Genomic DNA, 17,054 nt, shown 5'->3' on the forward strand with positions numbered 1-17,054 from the left:
TGACTGGACCGGACGAAGAAAGGCCCTTTCGACTGGAAATCGAGCCGTACGGTCCGGCTGCCCTGACCTGGCTGCTGTTCTTACCAGGCTTGCCTAGCCCGCCTCAGTCATGGACACCTGCCGGCCCGGACCGACCTCCGTGATCCGGCCGTCAACGCCAAGCCATACGCTCAAGGCCGTCGGATTGTAAACAAAATCAAGAGAAGCGGAAAATTGGAGCTGCTCGAACGCTTTTACGTAATCGGCGATCTCGATGTTCGTGGCGTACCAGATTTCGGGCCGCCCGCCGGCGAAAGCACAGAACTCCTCCATGAGCTCCCAGTTGCCGTCAAGATCAAATTCATAGCTGTGTCCCCACACATACATCAAATAGAGATACTGGGCTTTGTGGAGGGAAACGAACGTTTCCGCCTGCTTCATCAGGTTGTGCTTGTGATGACACGTCGGCTGCCATTCGTGCCAATCGTCCGGCATGGAGAAGTTCCCTGTCGAGGCCACCACCCGGGAATACTCGATGCCAAGGGACGGCAGCATGCTCTTGATCCGGCGGTTGTAGGAGCCGTTCGGATAGGACATGCCGCGGACTGTATACCCGGCGATCCGCTCCAGCCTCTTCCGGTCCTCCATCACCTCATGAACAATCATCTCGTCGGGGCAGCGGGCAATGGTCGGGTGGGTAAGGGTAAGGGCGGCTATTTCATGCCCTTCGTAAAGGGCCCGGATTTCCGCTTCGGGGATGCGGTCCTCCGCCTCAAAAAGCCCCCCGTTCAGATGAAAGGTTCCTTTGATTCCGTTCCGGTTGAAGATGTCCACGAGACGCTTGTCGGCCGTTCTTCCGTCATCGTAGCTCATGGTTAAAGCCTTGTGCCTTCCTCCCGGAAAGCACAGGACGATTTTCGGCATGCCCTTTCCTCCATTCTGGATTATTTTCCGTATACGCACAGCTCGGAATACTCCGCGATCAGCGGGGCCATCTGACGGAAGCCGATCTTTCCTCCCGCAAGGAGCGGACCGTAGGTATGGCCGTCGTCCTCCCAAGTGAACAGGACCAACCCGTTGACGGAGAAAAAGAGCCGGCTGCCCTGCCGGACCGCCAGCATCCGGTAATCCCCTTCGGCGTCCGCCGTGCCGGGGATCGGGTCCGCTCCCTGGGCCACCAGATGAAAGCCGTAGCTTTTGCGGAGATTGCACGTGTGAAACGCCCTCTCCTCCGCCCAGCGGCGGCGGAAATACGAGATATGGAACGCCTGGATGTCCCCATGGTGATACTGGTCGTATACGCCGGTCCGCGGGGAAAGCCCCGGATCAAAAAGATCCTGGCCTTTCCTTCCTTGGGCGCATAAGAACAGGATGGCGAGCCCCGGCTCGCGGACCGGCCGGAACCGCCAGGACACGGCCAAGTCCGGAGGAAATTCCTCCGGACACCAGAACACCAGGTTCGCGGCTTGGCCTTCCCCGGGATCCCGGGTGCTTTCAAGCCTCATCCTCTTCATGGGGAAGGTGACCGCCCCGTCCCCTTCCATCCGGAAGGAGCTTATATCCCGCTCGCTTTCCAGAGGATTGGAATACAGCCGCTCCCATCCTGCCGGAATCAGGCTCTCTTCCGTTCGTTCCATTCCTTCAGCTCCTTCGGCAGCGTGTCGGCAATCAGGTCCAGGCTGATGATCGTGTTCAAGGACCACTGCGCCGCTTCATTCGTATTCATCCAGTCGATCTCCTGCAGCCGGTCTACATGAGTAACGGGAACGGCGTCGTCCTGAAGATGGACGCGGGCGAACGGATTCTCCGCCAAGATGGCCCAGCATAAGCGTCCGGTTCTCTCGTCCTTCGTATAATAAGCGCCGAAGGCCGCGATCGCGACGCTGAGGACCGGATGCTCGAACCGGCTCGTGCTGACCGCTCCCTTGGTCAGAAGATCCTTTTCCTCCTGGGACTTGTTGTAATAGACGCCGAGCTCGGCCATCATGTCCTCCCACTCGGCATCCTTCAGCATCCGGGCCAGCTCGAACCATACCTGCGGCCCTCCCATGCAGATCGCCAGGTGACGGCCGTAATTGTCATCCCCCATCGGCACCAGCTTGCCGGTTTCGGGGTAATAGCCATACGTCGGACCGGAGATCAGCCGGTAATTGGCCTGCTTGATGCAGTCGATACCCGCCACAATTTTATCCCGGTATGCCGTATCCTCATACCGCTCCCAGCGCGTCATCCAGTTGGAGCTGAAGGCCGCCCAATCCGGGCCCACCCGCACATGGGTCGGATGCTCGTCCTTCGGAAAGTAAGCCCGCATCGGGTCCAAGTTGACGGTAGAGAAATCGGAATCCTTGACCTCATCCAGAATATCCCCGATGCGCCCGTCGGCGGTCAGATAAAAGTAGTAGCGGTGAAGGCCCGCCATGGCGATCCGGGCTTCCTTGCAGCCGCAGCCCCAATGAACCACATTATGCCGGGAGCCAAGCCCCGCGTACTCCCCGAAGTGATAGACATCCACCTCGCTCGTGTGCCGGGTCATGGCCTCGGCCATCCGGAAGATATCGGCGCGCCCCGTACGGAGAAACATGACCCACAGCCACATGTTGGGGGCAAGCTCGGTGTTCTGCCAGGCGCATCCGCCCAGGTCGTAATTCCACACATGACGGACCGGGTCGTAGCTGTGCATAAAATCGCCGAAGTCCCAGAATCCGTACCACTTGCGCTGCTCCACTTCTCTCTGGTAGAAGGAAACGATGCCCTCCAGCCGGTCCTCGAGAAGGGCCTTTACCGGATGGCTCCGGTCGGGAAGGCTCCAATAACCGAAGGCCCCCGTCTCGTGATAGTATTCCGGCTCACAGACGAGAAGGGAAGGAGATTGGGCTTCCTCCCGCATACGCTCCAGAAGCGCCGGGTCCGGGGTGCTCCCGGTCGCCCAAATCGTCAGCTCGCTCGTATGGCCGATTCCATACGGGGTAGCCCGGAGCTCCTCCGCTCCTTCATAGGACGATTCTACATGCGTCTCGGTGTCGTAATGGCGCAGGTCCATGGGAGCGGCGTCCGGGCTCCAGAACCATACGGTGAGAGCGGCCACTCTCCCGTCCGCCCCCTGGACCTCGAAGCCGGCGGGATGCATTTCCCAGAAGCCGCGCAGCCCGGCGGCCAGACCGCCCTGGGTTCCGCCGACATAAGCAAGTCCGCCCGCCCGGCGGCCTTCCGCCGCTTTCACCCAGGAGCAGCCTTCCTTCGTCCGCTTGGACAGGCGGTAATGCTCCGAGGAATCCTGCACCAGCTTGAAGCTGCCCCAGGTGGCGGAATCCTCCAGCAGGCCGAGGAAGTAAGCGTCCTCCTCTTCGTGGAAGATAACCTTCTCCCCTCTCGTCTGCTTTTCGAAGAGCTCGCGGTACTTTCCTTTGGTACGGCGCGTGTGCAGGGTTTTGGGAGACTCGCTGAAGAAGCCCTGGTCGCCGGCGAGGCGGATGTGCCGGTTATACAGAGGACCGTTCATCGGTACGTCCAACCGGATCCCGAGCCCTTTAATAAAGTCCGAATCCTCCCGCCCGTCGTAGAAAAAGGTATAGACCAGCCGGATCGAATCCAAGCCGGCATAGAAAGAGAATCTTAGGACGAAGGGGAGCCATTCCCCGTTCCCCGATTGGGAACGGTGCCTTCCCTCCAGCTTAAGCACGGCACGGACCGGACCGTCCTGCTCCACCACGGCCTTGTCGAGCACGCTTCCGAAGGCCGTTTCGGTAACCGTCCGGATACCCGGGCCTTCGTTTCTTTCTTCCTTAAGGCAGACGAGATCCCCTCCGCTGCAGATCCGGTCGTCCTTCCGCCATACCTCGCGGAGCCAGTTCTCTCCCGAGCGCCCGACAGCGAAACGGATCACGCCGGTATCGATCGCAATCTCCTCGTCGGTTTCCGTGACCTTCACCCTGGAAGCAGATTCGGGTGCGGCCCCCCTCGCCAGGAAGAAGCCTCCCTCCCCCTCTGGAATCACCGCCGCATGCGCCGACCATTTGACGCTGCCATCCGGCCAGAAGGCGGCGGGCCAGCTTTGCACCGGCAGGAGCCCTCCCTCCTTCTCTCCGGCCAGATGCAGAGTCTCCTGCCGGCCGAGCTCTCCTTCCTTCCACGGTACTCCCCAGGCTACGCCGGCCGGCAGGGATCCGGCTTGGTTCAAGCGATTCAGTTTAATCTCGGTTGCCACGCCACTTCATCTCCCTTTATGGTTTCCTTCATTCTAGAAAGGGAGGCGGTTTGCCGGCAATCGAACATTTTTGGCGGGAGCTTGCACTTTTTTATCGGACTTGCACATTTAGGAGTGGCGGCTCAATTCGCGGTAACGCGTTGGGGTCATCCCCTCCAGCTTCTTGAAGATCCGGTTAAAATAGCTGTGCTGGTACCCCACCTGCTCGGCCACCTCGCTGATCTTCATTTCGGATTCCCGCAGAAGCTCCTTCGCCTTCTCCATGCGGAGCTCGGTCAGGTAATCGATAAAATTTTTGCCGGTCACCTGCTTGAAGGATTTACTCAGGAAGAAAGGATTCGTCCCGATGTGATCGGCACAGTTGTCGAGTGAGATGTCGTTCTGGTAATGGTTTTGGAGATAGATCATGGCTTCCTCGATATATCGCTTCACCTGTGCGTCGGTCCGGCCTCCCATTTCCTCCAGGAAAGGGGTGATGACCTTCTCCCGGAACCACGTCATGATGAGCTCGGGCTCGCGGATCTGGGAAAGCTGCTCATACCGATTGGCTCCCCCGAACAGGCGGTTGGGGTGAATGCCCGACACGAGGATAGCATGCTGAATGCTTCCGAGCAGCTGAAGCATGCCCTGCTGCACGTCGATTTCCTTGGCCCCTTTGCAGGTAAGCGCCTCCAAGAACGCTTGAAGAAGTTCTTCGGCTTCCGGCTGTCTGCCGGTTCGGAGGGCTTGAACGAGCTCTCTCTCCAGGGCAAAGGGATAGACGACCTCTGCCGGGCTTCCCTCTGTAACCTCCTCCGTCAGATCGATCAGCTGGTTCTCATTCTCGAAATTGCGGTGAGAGACCGCATGCTTGACCCGCTCGAAAGCAAGCGGAATGTCGGTGACCTGCGTCACCGCCGGCGAGATCGCAAGCGTAACCCGCATGGTCAGAATCTGGTTGATGCCCTGCATCAGCTCCTGGCCGAACCGGTGCACCTTCTCCGCATGGGGCTCCTCCCCCGGAACCATCAGGAGCACACCCGCCGTGAGATCATGAAAATTGATGGTATTGCTCTCGCCAAAATGCTCCGCGGCCAGCTCGTCAATCATATTGACGGCAGCGAAGGTCACGAGGCCCTCATCCCCGTAACGGAATTTCCCTCCCATGCTGGTAATTCCGGTTAATTGCAAATACAGGATGATGAACTTCCGGCCTTCAACCGGCCACTTGAAGCGCTCCATTCGCTTGCGGAGGTCTTCTTCCGAATAGGCATACAGGTAGCCTTGAAGCAGCTGATGCAGGAAGCCCTCCTTCACATGGGGAAGCTGCTCCGCAAGCCGTGTGTTCAGCTCCCGGCTTTCCCGGTTCAGGTTGTGCCAATGAGATTCGATCAGAGCGAACTCGTCTTCCCTTTCCCGGGAGGCAGGCGGCTTGCCGGCAAAGAGCACCTGAACGAGCCGGTTGACAGGTGAGTAAATTTGCCGGGAGGCGAGCCAGGCCAGCAGGGCGGCCAGCAGCAGCGCACACAAGCTTACGGCGACAATCAGCTTGGACAGGAAGACGACCGGCGCCGTGATCTGGGTAATCGGGGAGGCGGACACTAACGTCCAATCTTCCGAAATGCGCGAAAGCTTCCCGTACGAAACCGTGTAGGTCGTCCCCTTCCAATTATAGAAGAACGACCCTTTCGAAGCCGGCAGGGTGCCGACCTTCTTCTTCAGCTCCATAACCAAGGGCGAATTGGAAGCGCTTGCTGAAGACGAAACGAACAGATCGCCCGAATCCTGCGACAGAAAGGTCTCACCGTCATTATAGGGAGTAAGCGTGCTCAGCAGGCTGGCGACCTTCGCTCCATCGAAACGCAGCAGCAGAACGCCAAACGGCTGGAACGTGCCGCCCGGGATTTGATGGACGAGGATAAGATCCCGTTTGCCCTTCCCCTCCGCATCAAAGGCCTTCTGGGCCCAATAGGTCACCTGCTTGGTCCGGATCAGCGGTTCATACACGGCGGATGCCGTCTGGTTGTCCAGCACGGTGTATTCCGGATTGAAGAGCACGCGGCGCTCCCCGCCTAAATACAGCTCCACCTTTTTGACCATGGAATTGGACCCTTCCATCACGAGCAAGGTTTTGGTGATGTCATTCGTTTTCTCATAATTTTGCACAAAATTGGTTTCGATCAGATTGGTATCGAACTTGCTGTCAAACGCCCAGTGGGAAAGAAGCAGCTCCAGGTTGCCGAGCTGGTCGTCGATATTATGCGAGCGCTGTTCAATCTGACGGTAATGCAGCTGAAGAAGCTCGCTCTTTACCCGCCCTCCGGCCATTCCGTACAGGAGACCACCGATAATGAGGCCGGGGACCCCAGCCACGACGAAGATCATGATAAGGCTTTTTCTATAGAATCGTCCTGCCGAGCCCGGCTTTTTGGTCCGTTCGCGGAACCACCCCGCTCCCATCGCTTTCAGCATCGTCTCACCAACCTGATCGATTATTTGTCTCGCGGTTCTAATCTTAGTATGAGGATACCCTTCGGGATAAGCCGCCACAAGCAAATTTTCAGAGGATTTCGATTACTTTTCCGACTTTTCCGCGCCAAACGTCAAGAAAGCCATGCCCGGGAGGGCACAGCTGACTGACGAAGCTCGGCTAGTTATTTTTTGGGGGCTGCGGCATAGAGCTCGTTCATTTCCTTCACCAGGTCGTCTCCCCCGCTCTTCTTCCAGGTTTCGAAGGCCGCCTTCAAGCCGGCTTCATCCAGCTGCCCGACGATAAATTTAATCCGGGCGTCGTTGACGATATTATCCAGCTGCTGGCCTTTCTGGGAGTAAACCGTGGAAATGAACGGTTCCGCCGGGTTAGCCACGATATACTTTTCCGCTTCCTTCTGAATCTTGGTCGTCTGCAAACGCAATGGGGTTTGCTTAACCTTCAGCCCCTGATCCTCCGGAATGAAAGTCAGCATCTGGTTCAGGCCTTCCACCTCGGATTCCAGCAAAGCCGAATCCTTGCTCGGCTCGACAAATTCACCGGCTTTGGTGTAATGCTTGCCTTCGATCCCGTAGCCGGCCAGCGTCTGAAGCTCCGGCTCGTTCATCTTGTCGATGAAGGTCAGCACTTTCTTCAGATCCTCTTCATTCTTAACCGTTGATTTAGGGATGGCCAGCATGCCGGCAAAGCCGGATGTGGGAAGCGCCCGAAGGCCCTGGCTGCCGGTCACGCCGATGATGTTATCGACATAATGCTTGTCAGGCTGGTCCTTGCCTTCCTTGGCAAGAGCGGCGTGGATCTTGTCATCGAGGCGTGCCGCATTGTCGGTTACGTCTACGATTACTCCGGCTTGGTTGTTAACGACCGGATCGTTCCATTTGGCGCTGTCGAAGACGGCAAAATCCTGGTTGATGAGCTTCTCGTCATACAGCTTCTTCATGAATTTCAAAGCTTCCAAGTATTCGGCTGTCTGGTGTTCGGGAACCAGCTTGCCGTCCACTACTCCCCATTTGTTCGGAGCGCCAAACCACAGCTTGATCGTATCGAAGCCGCTCGCCCACTGCCCCGTCCACTTGACCAGCACCATGCCGTACGTGTCGTTCTTTCCGTTTCCATCCGGATCCTTCTCTTTAAACGCTTTCAACATATTGTAGAAATCATCGATCGTCTTCGGCGTCTGCATGCCCACCGCGTCAAGCCAATCCTTGCGGTAGTTGATGCCGTTGCGTCCGAGAGCCCGCCCCCGGTATATTCCGTAGTTTTTGCCTTCGATGGAGGAATTGTTCAGGATAACCGGATTGGCCTTGCTCAAGTTCGGATAATCCTTCAAATATTTGCCCACTTCCCAGAAAGCGCCCGTCTTGGCTGCGTTCACGAAGCTCGGCGATTTCACATCCGGCACGTAGATGATGGTCGGAAGCTTGCCGGAAGCCATAGTGATGTTGAACTTGTCTCCGTAGGAGGAATTCGGAACCCACTCAAAATGCAGATTGGTGTTCGTTTTCTTCTCGATCTCAAGCGCGACGGGGCTGTCGTCCTTCGGGTAGTTCGTCTTGAATATGGGGATCATGATGCTGATGTCGTAAGGCGCCTGCGCCTGCTGGTTGTTTCCGCTTGAGCCGGCGGATGCGGACGGAGACGGAGCCGCCGATTGGCCTCCGCATCCCGCCAAGCTCGTGACGGCCAGCGTTCCGGCTGCCGCCATTGTCATCCAACGCTTCGTTCTCTTGTTTGCTTTCATTGGAATGCCTCCCTTAATTGGTTGTGCTTATATCGCAAATCCGTTTACCCCTTGACCGAGCCGATCAAGACTCCCTTGGCAAAATGTTTCTGAAGGAACGGATAGACGAGCAGAATGGGAATCGTGCCGACGACGATAACGGCGAGCTTGATGGATTGCTCCGGCGGTTTGACGAAATTCGGGTCCATGTTGTTGAGGTCGCCTGCCGCCGCCTGGGAAAGGAGAACGATCTGGCGCAGCATGACCTGCAGAGGCCACTTGGACGGGTCGTTGATGTAGAGCAGAGCCGAGAAGAAATTGTTCCAATGGCCGACGGCATAGAACAGAGTGAAGGTAGCAAGCACCGGCATGGACAGCGGCAGAACGATTTTCCACAGCAGAGCGAGTTCGGTGCAGCCATCGATTTTGGCCGCTTCCTCAAGCTCGGGAGGGAGCTCCTGAAAGAAATTTTTGACGATGATCAGGTTGAACGCGCTGATGGCACCGGGCAGGATTAACGCCCAGAAGGAATCGAGCAGATGAAGCTCGCGGACCACAAGGTAGGTGGGAATCATCCCTCCGCCGAACAGCATCGAGAAGATGATCAGGTTAAGCAGCGTATTGCGGCCCATCAGTCCTTTGCGGGCCAGCGGATAGGCCATCGTCACCGTGAAGAGAAGGTTGACGATCGTCCCCACCACGGTTACATAGACGGAAACCCAGATGCTTCGGATGATCGTATCGGTCGAGAAGATAAATTTATAGGCCGCGAGGGAGAATGTCTCCGGAATCAGGAAGACAGCCCGCTTGGTCAGCTCCGCATCGGAGGCAAAGGAGCCTGCGATGACATAGAGAAAGGGAAGCACGGAAACGAGCGCAAACAAGCCGAGAAACAGATAGTTGGTCACATCGAACGCGACGCCCGCCGGGGTTTTGTATTGTTTGGCCATGGATGGTCTCCTCCTTTACGTTTGGATGGATAGGATTAGGCAGGATAGTTGACGGGCCGGCGTTAATACAAGCCGGACTGGCCGAAACGCTTGGCCAGCCAGTTGGAGCCGAACACGAGGATGACCCCCACCACCGCCTTGAACAAGCCGACCGCCGTGCTGTAGCTGAACGCCCCTTGGGTAATCCCCACCATGTACACGTAGGTATCGAACACCTCCGCCACTTCGCGGTTCAACGGGTTCAGCAGCAGGTAGATCTGCTCGAAGCCGTTGTCGAGAACATGGCCCATGCGCAGAATGAGCAGGATGACAATCGTGCTTCGGATGGAAGGCAGTGTAATGTGCCACGTCTGCTTCCAGCGGTTTGCTCCATCCATGATGGCGGCCTCGTACTGTTCCACGTCCACTCCCGCCAGGGCGGCGAGGAAGATGATCGTCCCCCATCCGCATTCCTTCCAGATCGTCTGAATGATAATCATGGGCCGGAACCAGTCGGGACTGGAGAGGAAATCGATTTTGGTGCCGATGTATTTGTTCAGCAGCTCGTTGATCACTCCGCCTTCCGTCGTTAGGAAGACATACGTCAAGCTCGCCACGATAACCATCGAGATAAAATGCGGAATGTAAATCAGCGTTTGGATAGAGCGTTTGAAGATGGAGATCCGGACTTCGTTCAGAAGCAGAGCCAGGATGATCGGTGCCGGAAAGAAGAACAGCAGATTGTACAAGGAAAGCAGCAATGTATTGCGGAACAGCATGAAAAACTCGGGATTTTCAAAGAAAACACGGAAATGCTCGAAGCCGACCCACTCGCTTTTCCAGAAGCCGAGAAACGGCTGGTAATTCTGAAACGCGAGAAGCACGCCCCACATGGGCACGTATTTAAAAATGATAAAGTAGAGAACGCCCGGTGTCAGAAGCAAATACATCCATTTGTCCTTGCGCAGTCGCCCCAGCACACTTGGCCGGCGGACCGAAGTCTTATGCGAGATTTCCCTATGATGAGAAGCTGCTGCCTGCTTCATTCCTTCACCTCCAAGTGATTGCCGCCTTTGCGGTGTTAGCCCTGATTATGCCGCCGCTTTGTTTTTCCGGCAATTGGATATTCTTGACGGCTCCCGCCCCGCCTGGAATGGCATCCGTTCAATAAAGTGCAAACCCGGCAAAAGGAGTGAAAGCCCTTTCTCCCCTGCGGGAGACGGGCTTTCCTCGGCATTTCTAATCCTTTTTACGTAAAGCGGACGACCCTATACTCGTAACGTCCTACCTCCAGCCGGCCCGGCGTGATCGCCGCTCCGCTCAGCGCATCCACTGCCTTCGAAGGAAGAGTTACGGCCCCTCCCTGTCCGTCCATATTGATGACGAACCAGACGTCCCCGTCTTCTCCTCTTCTTGGAGCGACGATCGTCCCCGGGGAGACATCTGTCCGCAGGGTGACCTGAGCCTCCCGGGCATAATGGTCGACGAGCTTTCTCAGAAGCTGGTCGCCCTCCTCTCCTTCCGGCATGGACCCGAGCAGGACGATTTTACCTTTGCCGTGCTTGCGCTCGGTAAGAAAGGAAAGGCCCGGCGTGAGTCCCTGCTCCACGATCCCCGCCGACTGGGCCTCAAGAGGCCGGAAGACGGCGCTCCACAACGAGAGAGGAGCGGATACGCCAAACGCCTGCCCGACCGAACCGGTCCCCTCCATGGGATAGGTGAAGACCGTCTCCACGCCGGCCAGCGCCTCCAAGGGGCCAAGGGCACAGTCGGCAGGAACGGTGTGCTCCTCCGTGCGACCGCCGGAAAGAGGTCCGACGACCCAGATCCCTCCCTTTTCCGCCATTCTCATGGCACGCTCCGTCAATTCGGGAGACACATAAGGTAGGAAGGGGGTGAACAACAGCTTGTAGCCCTCGAGCTCCCCTCCTTCGGGGACAAGGTCCCGGTGAATGCCCATCGCGAGCAGTCTTTCATAGAAGCCGGTCATCAGCCCCCGGTGATTCAACTTCCGGTGGGGCTCCGTCTTGAGGAACGCCTTGGCGCGGTCCGAATAGGTGACGGCCGTCTCCGCCTGCACAGGACGGGTGCCAAGAATTACTTCCTCGATAGCCTGGCGGGCTTCCTCCACCTCCCGCACATTGGCGTAGCCGACCGTCGGCTGGCCCCACGCGCTCAGCACCGACCCGTGCGGCTGCTCGCAGCCGGAGCGCTGCTGCCTCCACAACCAGTAGCAGAACGCTTCCGCGCCGAGCGCATAAGCCGCCACTGCCTCCGCCTTAAGGTAGCCGTTCGGATGCGGGGAAGCGTAGCTCTCAAGCGATGCGGCATAGGACGGGCTGGTTTCCATAATCCAGTAATCCCTTCCCCTCTTGAAGTTGCGCCATAGGTCGCAGTTGATCAGATAGGCCGGAAGGTTGTCCGAAGTGGCATACGTATCGAAGGAAGCAAAATCCAGATTCCGGAACAGCCTTTCGTTATCCACGTGAAAGGCCACACTGCTGTTATGGGTAATGGGGGCATCCGAATGAAGACGGATGACAGCCGCCTGCTCGTCCGAGAACTCGGCTATCTTCTCCATGGAGAAGAGCTGGTACATCGTGCTGAGCGAGGAGTTGTGCAGGAACGGCGCCGGTCCGGGCTGGGGAACCTGCTCGAAGGCCTCGTACCGTTCGCTCCAGATTTGGGCCCCCCAAGCGTCATTAAGCCTTTCCACCGTTCCGTATCGTTTCTCCAGCCACCCGTGCCATTCGCCAAGGCACGTCGCGCACATGCACTCCGACACGTGAGCCTTGAATTCGTTGTCGATCTGCCACCCGACGAGGCCCTGCTGCCTGCCTACCGCCTTCGCGATCTGTTCCGTGATCAAGGCCGCCTTCTCCCGGAAAACGGGATGGTTCGTGCAGGCATGCTGACGGGACCCGTGTCCCATCACCTTGCCCTCGCGGTCCACATACATCCTCTCCGGATGGCCGTGGGTATACCAGATCGGCGGCGTGGGGGTCGGGGTGCACATCACCGTATCGATCCCGTTCTCCTTCAGCCATCCGATAACTTTGACGAACAGGCTGAGGTCGAACTGCCCTTCCTTCGGCTCCATCGTCGACCAGGCGAATTCCCCGATCCGCGCCACATTGATGCCCGCTTCCTTCATCATCCGGATGTCCTGCCTTAGTACCTCTTCTTCCCACAGCTCGGGATACCAGGCTGCCCCATGATACAATTTACCGCTCATTCTAACCCCTCCGTTAGTCGAATAGACTGCACAAAAATCCCGCCATTTGGCCGATCGTCCACCGATCGCCAAATGAAACGGGATTCCCCTTGCTTTGCTCTTAACACCCGTTTCCGAACCGGTTCTGGGTGGAGTTCAGCACTTCTGCCAGAAAAACAAGCGCCAAGCCCTGCCCCCATCCCTGAATGCGTTTATCCGGTACTCCCTTATAGCCGTCCGCGTCCTTCATAACGGCCGTACCGGCGGAAACTCCCGTAACGGTTCCGTCTGCGGTAATTTGGGAAAGGATGCCGTTAATGGATTTCTGCGTGTATTTGTTGTAGAGCCTTCCCCGCGTAAGCAGGGCGGCCGCAATGCCGGCCGAGCCGGACGTCTCGAGCGGCGCCGACGGGTCCGTGAGCACCGTATGCCAAAGACCCGAATCATCCTGAAGGCGGACAAGAGTGCTTAGCTGGTCGCGAAGCGACCCGTCGATAATCATAAACGACGGATGCGTGACGGGAATAAGCTGTAACGCCCGGGCCATCGTCAAGGCCGCCCAGGAGTTGCCCCGCGCCCAATAAATGCCCGACATGTGATTCTGGGCAAGATTGTCCCACCCGTGATAATACAGATTCGTCACCGGGTCCTGCAGGACGTTCTCATGCCCGTGGTACTGCTTCAGCCCGTCCTCAAAGTAATCTTCCCGGTTAAGGAGGGCTCCGATTCGCAGCAGGAAGTAGCCAGCCATGAACATCGTATCAACCCAGGCCTGCTCCGGAAAGTTATACGATTCCGAGTTCACCGTATGCTGGAAAATTCCGTCCCCGAACCGCTCGGCCTCATGGGTCAAATACTCCGCCATTTCGGTAGCCGTGGCGAGGTATTTCTCGTCCCTCGTCACCTCATAGAGCGTAAGCAGAGCGTGACCGATGGACACCCCGTTAACGGACAGCTTGGGAAGGCCGTCCTCCATGTTCTCGTCCACCCAGGCCTTCAAGCCGTTCAGGTATTCTTCCTTCCCCGTGGCCGCATAGGCCTCGCACACCCCGTAGAACGCGACCCCGCCGGGCCAATCCCAGCTGAAATCCATCCGGTACGTGCGCTCCACCACCCGGTCGATGGCGGAACGGATCTCCTGTTCGTCAAAAACTAGCTTAGGCATCTCTTCGTTATCTCCTCTCATGCGGTTATCCCTTCAATCCGCTGGTGCTGATTCCTTCTACGATATAACGCTGGAACACAAAGAATACGATGAAGATCGGAATCAGGGACAGCGACGCCATGGCGAACATTCCGCCCCAGTTGTTGAGCGATTCCCCGTCGAGGAACAGCTTCAGGGCAAGCGAGACCGGATAGAGCTCCGGCTTGTTCAAGTAAAGCAGCGGATTGATGAAGTCATCCCATCTCCAGTAGAAGGAGAAGATGGTGGCGGTAATCAGCGCCGGGACAATCAACGGCACAATCACCCGGAAAAAGATGCCGTATTTGCTGCAGCCGTCCATCTTGGCGGCCTCGTCCAGCTCGGCCGGCACCGTCCGGATAAACTGCATGATCAGGAAGATGAAGAACGGAACCGCAAAAAACTGCGGCACGATAACCGGCTTGAACGAAGACAGCCAGCCCATCTTCGAGAACATAACGTATTGGGGAATGATCGTCACGTCATGCGGCAGCATCATCGTCATCATCATGCAGGAGAACCAGAACCCCTTGCCCTTGAACGGAATCCGGGCGAAGGCGTAGGCGACAAGGGCGGAAGAGACCACCGCTCCGACCGTCGAAACCGTCACAATAAAGAAAGAATTGCGGAAGAAGGTGGAGAAGGAATTCCCGGCGAAGCCCCGCCAGCCGCTGGCGTAGTTCTCCCACGCAAGCCTCGAGGGGATAAGGCTGTAAGCTTGGGTAAAGATTTCATCGTTCGGTTTAAGCGAGCTGGTCAGAAGCCATAGAATCGGGTAGATCATGAACAGAGCCAAGCCGCCAATAAGGAGATGATACACAACGGGCTTCCACGCATGGCGGAATGTCCGGGAAGAAGCCGCCGCCTGGGACGGCGGGTTGATCACAAGCTTGCCGGCTGCCATGTTAACGGCCTCCTTTCGTTTCATAATGAACCCAGTATTTGGAGGTCTGGAAGAGCACAAGCGCAATCAATCCGATCAGGATAAGCATCACCCAGGCCATGGCGGAGGCGTAGCCCATCTCGTAAAATTGGAACGCCCGGCGGTACAGGTAAAGCGAATAAAGCAGCGTACTGTCCAGCGGTCCGCCCTCCCCCCGGGAGATAATGTAGGCCGGCGTAAAGGTCATGAAGGCGGAAATCGTCTGCATGATCAGATTGAAGAGTATGATCGGGCTGAGAAGCGGAAGCGTGATCTGAAAAAACTTCCGGACTCCGCCGGCTCCGTCCACACTCGCCGCCTCATAATAGGAGGCGGGGATATTCTTCAGCCCGGCCAAGAAGATCAGCATGGAAGAGCCGAACTGCCAAACCGAAAGCGCTATCAGCGTCCAGATCGCCGTTCCGGGACTGCCGATCCAGGAAGTCTCCGTGTGGATACCGATCAAGCCGAGCGCCGAGTTCAGCAGTCCTTTGTCTCCGAAAATCTGGGTCCACATGATGGACACCGCTACGCTTCCTCCAATAAGAGACGGAAGGTAATAGGCCGACCGGTAAAGACCGATTCCCTTTACCGCTTTGTTCAGCATCATGGCCACAGCCAGTGCGAAGGCGAGCCGGAGGGGAACGCTGCCCAGAACATACGTAAAGGTGACTTTAATCGACTTCCAGTACTTGTCGTCGCCTGTAAACATCTTGTCGTAATTGTCGAACCCGATCCATCTCGGGGCTTCGAACAGGTTGTAATCCGTAAACGAATAATAAAGCGACGAGAAGATCGGATAGACCGTAAAGATGAGAAACCCTAGAATAAACGGGGAGGCAAAAACATACCCGACCAGGTTGTCGTTCTCCCGAAGCTTTGTCATGGCGCTCAACCCCTTTCTTTCCTTAAGTGTAAACCGCCGCCCCCTATCGAAGAAGGCAAAAAACCGTCATTTTTGTTCAAATAGCCGAGGCTCAGCCAAGCCGCTTGCTCCCTGCCCGCATGAGAAAAAGCTCCCTGGAACGGGAACCGCCTGAAGGCACTTCCGGTCATTCCAAAGGAGCTTTTCGTAAGGTTTATTTTTTGTTCTTCGCGAGAATGGCGTTCGCTTCCTTGCGGAATTTGGCGGCGCCTTCCTCTACGGAAATCTTCTTGTACAGAATTTGCTCCACGGTATCCTTCAAGAGCTTATCCACTTCCACCGCCCCTACCGGGTTAGGGGGATCCATCGGGGAGCTGTTCTTCTCGGCCCAGGAGACATATTCGAATACTTTCTTCTGCTCCGGGGTCAGATCCGGCATAAGCGCTTCTTTGACCTTGGAGGAAACGGGCACCCCGCGCTCCCCTTTAATGATTTTGTTCGCTTCGATATCGTTCAGGAAGAAATCGATGAACTTCGCCGCCTCTTCCTTCTGCTTGGAGGATTTGGCTACAGAGAAATACATACTCGGCTTCAGGAAGAGAGCCTTGTTCTGGCTCCAGCCCGGTACCGGAACGAGGTCCACCGGTCGTTTGGCCGCTGCCGCTTCCAGAATGTACTGGTTGGACCAGCCGTTCGACGAAGCGGCGTTCCCCATAACCAGCTCGCTGTCCTCCGGCGTCCCCTTCTTCTGGGAAAGCTTATCCAGAGGGAGCAGGTACCCGGAATCGTACCACTTTTTGTACATGGTATAGAATTCCACGAACGGCTTGTCGTCGGAGTAACCGAGGGAAGTGCCGTCGGCGGCGTACATCTTCTGTCCTTTTCCTCTCAGGTAGAAAGGAAAGTATACGTCATGACGAAGGTCCGCCGCGATCATTTTCCCTTTGGCTTTCAGCTTGGCGCCGATCTCTTCCCAATCCGCGAACGTCCAGTCCTGCTTAAGCGTTACCCCCGCATCCTTCAGCATTTGCGGGTCCACGGTAGCCTGCAGGGCATTGGAGCCGAGGTTCAGGGCCACCAGCTTTCCGTCTACCTTGCCGCCCGAGAGGCTGTTCTCGTTGATGTCCCCGGTGTGGATCGTCCCCTTCTTGATATAGGGATCGAGATCCTCCAGCTGCCCTCTTCCCCCGTACTGGGTCAGGTAGGAAATGTCCATCTGGATGACGTCGGGCAGTCCGCCTGCCGCCGCCTGCGGGGCCAGCTTCTTCCAGTAATCGTCGAACGCCGCGTATTCCGTTTCAATTTTGACGTTCGGGTTCTTCTTCATGTACAAGTCAATCACTTTAAGCGTATAGTCGTGGCGGGATTGTCCCCCCCACCAGGCGACGCGGAGCGTGACCGGATCCTTGCTGCTCCCCGACGTTGCGGCCGGTGTGGAACCGGACGTGGAACCGGAAGATGAGCTGGCGCCCCCGCCGCACGCGGTTAACAGCAGGGCTGCGGACAAGGCTGAAGATAATGCTGCGGTAATCGCTTTTTTCAATGAAACTACCTCCCCGATCGGATTC

At 57.0% G+C, this 17,054-nt stretch carries 12 protein-coding genes; all 12 read right to left on the bottom strand.

The features are described 5' to 3' along the window. Window positions 1–93: 93 nt before the first annotated feature. The 12 genes from MJA45_RS17930 to MJA45_RS17985 all read right to left on the bottom strand — a co-directional run bounded on the left by MJA45_RS17930 (window position 94) and on the right by MJA45_RS17985 (window position 17,029). Window positions 94–903, bottom strand: a complete 810-nt coding sequence (locus tag MJA45_RS17930) for a polysaccharide deacetylase family protein (protein WP_315603275.1) — start codon at window positions 901–903, stop codon at window positions 94–96. 20 nt (window positions 904–923) lie between these two features. Continuing rightward, a complete protein-coding gene (locus MJA45_RS17935) occupies window positions 924–1,616 on the bottom strand; it encodes a DUF1961 family protein (RefSeq protein WP_315603276.1) in 693 nt (230 codons plus the stop codon). Next, complete coding sequence (locus tag MJA45_RS17940; RefSeq protein ID WP_315603277.1) at window positions 1,592–4,183, bottom strand: exo-rhamnogalacturonan lyase family protein; 2,592 nt, start codon at window positions 4,181–4,183, stop codon at window positions 1,592–1,594. Before MJA45_RS17940 ends, MJA45_RS17935 begins: the two co-directional genes overlap by 25 nt. Before the next feature lie 108 nt (window positions 4,184–4,291). Beyond that, window positions 4,292–6,634: a helix-turn-helix transcriptional regulator gene (locus tag MJA45_RS17945; protein ID WP_315603278.1), complete on the bottom strand. Its 2,343-nt coding sequence runs from the start codon at window positions 6,632–6,634 to the stop codon at window positions 4,292–4,294. Between the two features lie 182 nt (window positions 6,635–6,816). Beyond that, window positions 6,817–8,394 carry an extracellular solute-binding protein gene (locus MJA45_RS17950; RefSeq protein ID WP_315603279.1) on the bottom strand — a complete coding sequence of 526 codons (1,578 nt, stop codon included), beginning with the start codon at window positions 8,392–8,394 and terminating at the stop codon, window positions 6,817–6,819. A gap of 44 nt (window positions 8,395–8,438) precedes the next feature. Further along, complete coding sequence (locus tag MJA45_RS17955) at window positions 8,439–9,323, bottom strand: carbohydrate ABC transporter permease (RefSeq protein ID WP_315603280.1); 885 nt, start codon at window positions 9,321–9,323, stop codon at window positions 8,439–8,441. Window positions 9,324–9,385: 62 nt separating this feature from the next. Continuing rightward, the gene (locus MJA45_RS17960) at window positions 9,386–10,348 is read right to left on the bottom strand and encodes an ABC transporter permease (protein ID WP_315603281.1); all 963 of its coding nucleotides are present in this window, start codon (window positions 10,346–10,348) and stop codon (window positions 9,386–9,388) included. A gap of 203 nt (window positions 10,349–10,551) precedes the next feature. After that, the gene (locus MJA45_RS17965) at window positions 10,552–12,537 is read right to left on the bottom strand and encodes a beta-galactosidase (protein WP_315603282.1); all 1,986 of its coding nucleotides are present in this window, start codon (window positions 12,535–12,537) and stop codon (window positions 10,552–10,554) included. A gap of 100 nt (window positions 12,538–12,637) precedes the next feature. After that, window positions 12,638–13,681 carry a glycoside hydrolase family 88/105 protein gene (locus MJA45_RS17970; protein ID WP_315603283.1) on the bottom strand — a complete coding sequence of 348 codons (1,044 nt, stop codon included), beginning with the start codon at window positions 13,679–13,681 and terminating at the stop codon, window positions 12,638–12,640. Window positions 13,682–13,706: 25 nt separating this feature from the next. After that, a complete protein-coding gene (locus MJA45_RS17975) occupies window positions 13,707–14,483 on the bottom strand; it encodes a carbohydrate ABC transporter permease (protein ID WP_315608051.1) in 777 nt (258 codons plus the stop codon). A gap of 121 nt (window positions 14,484–14,604) precedes the next feature. Further along, a complete protein-coding gene (locus tag MJA45_RS17980; protein WP_315603284.1) occupies window positions 14,605–15,507 on the bottom strand; it encodes a carbohydrate ABC transporter permease in 903 nt (300 codons plus the stop codon). A gap of 193 nt (window positions 15,508–15,700) precedes the next feature. Then, on the bottom strand, window positions 15,701–17,029 hold the full coding sequence (locus MJA45_RS17985; protein WP_315603285.1) for an ABC transporter substrate-binding protein: 1,329 nt from the start codon (window positions 17,027–17,029) through the stop codon (window positions 15,701–15,703). Window positions 17,030–17,054 lie beyond the last annotated feature (25 nt).

It is taken from the genome of Paenibacillus aurantius, assembly GCF_032268605.1.
GTDB classification, from domain to species: Bacteria; Bacillota; Bacilli; order Paenibacillales; family NBRC-103111; genus Paenibacillus_AO; species Paenibacillus_AO aurantius.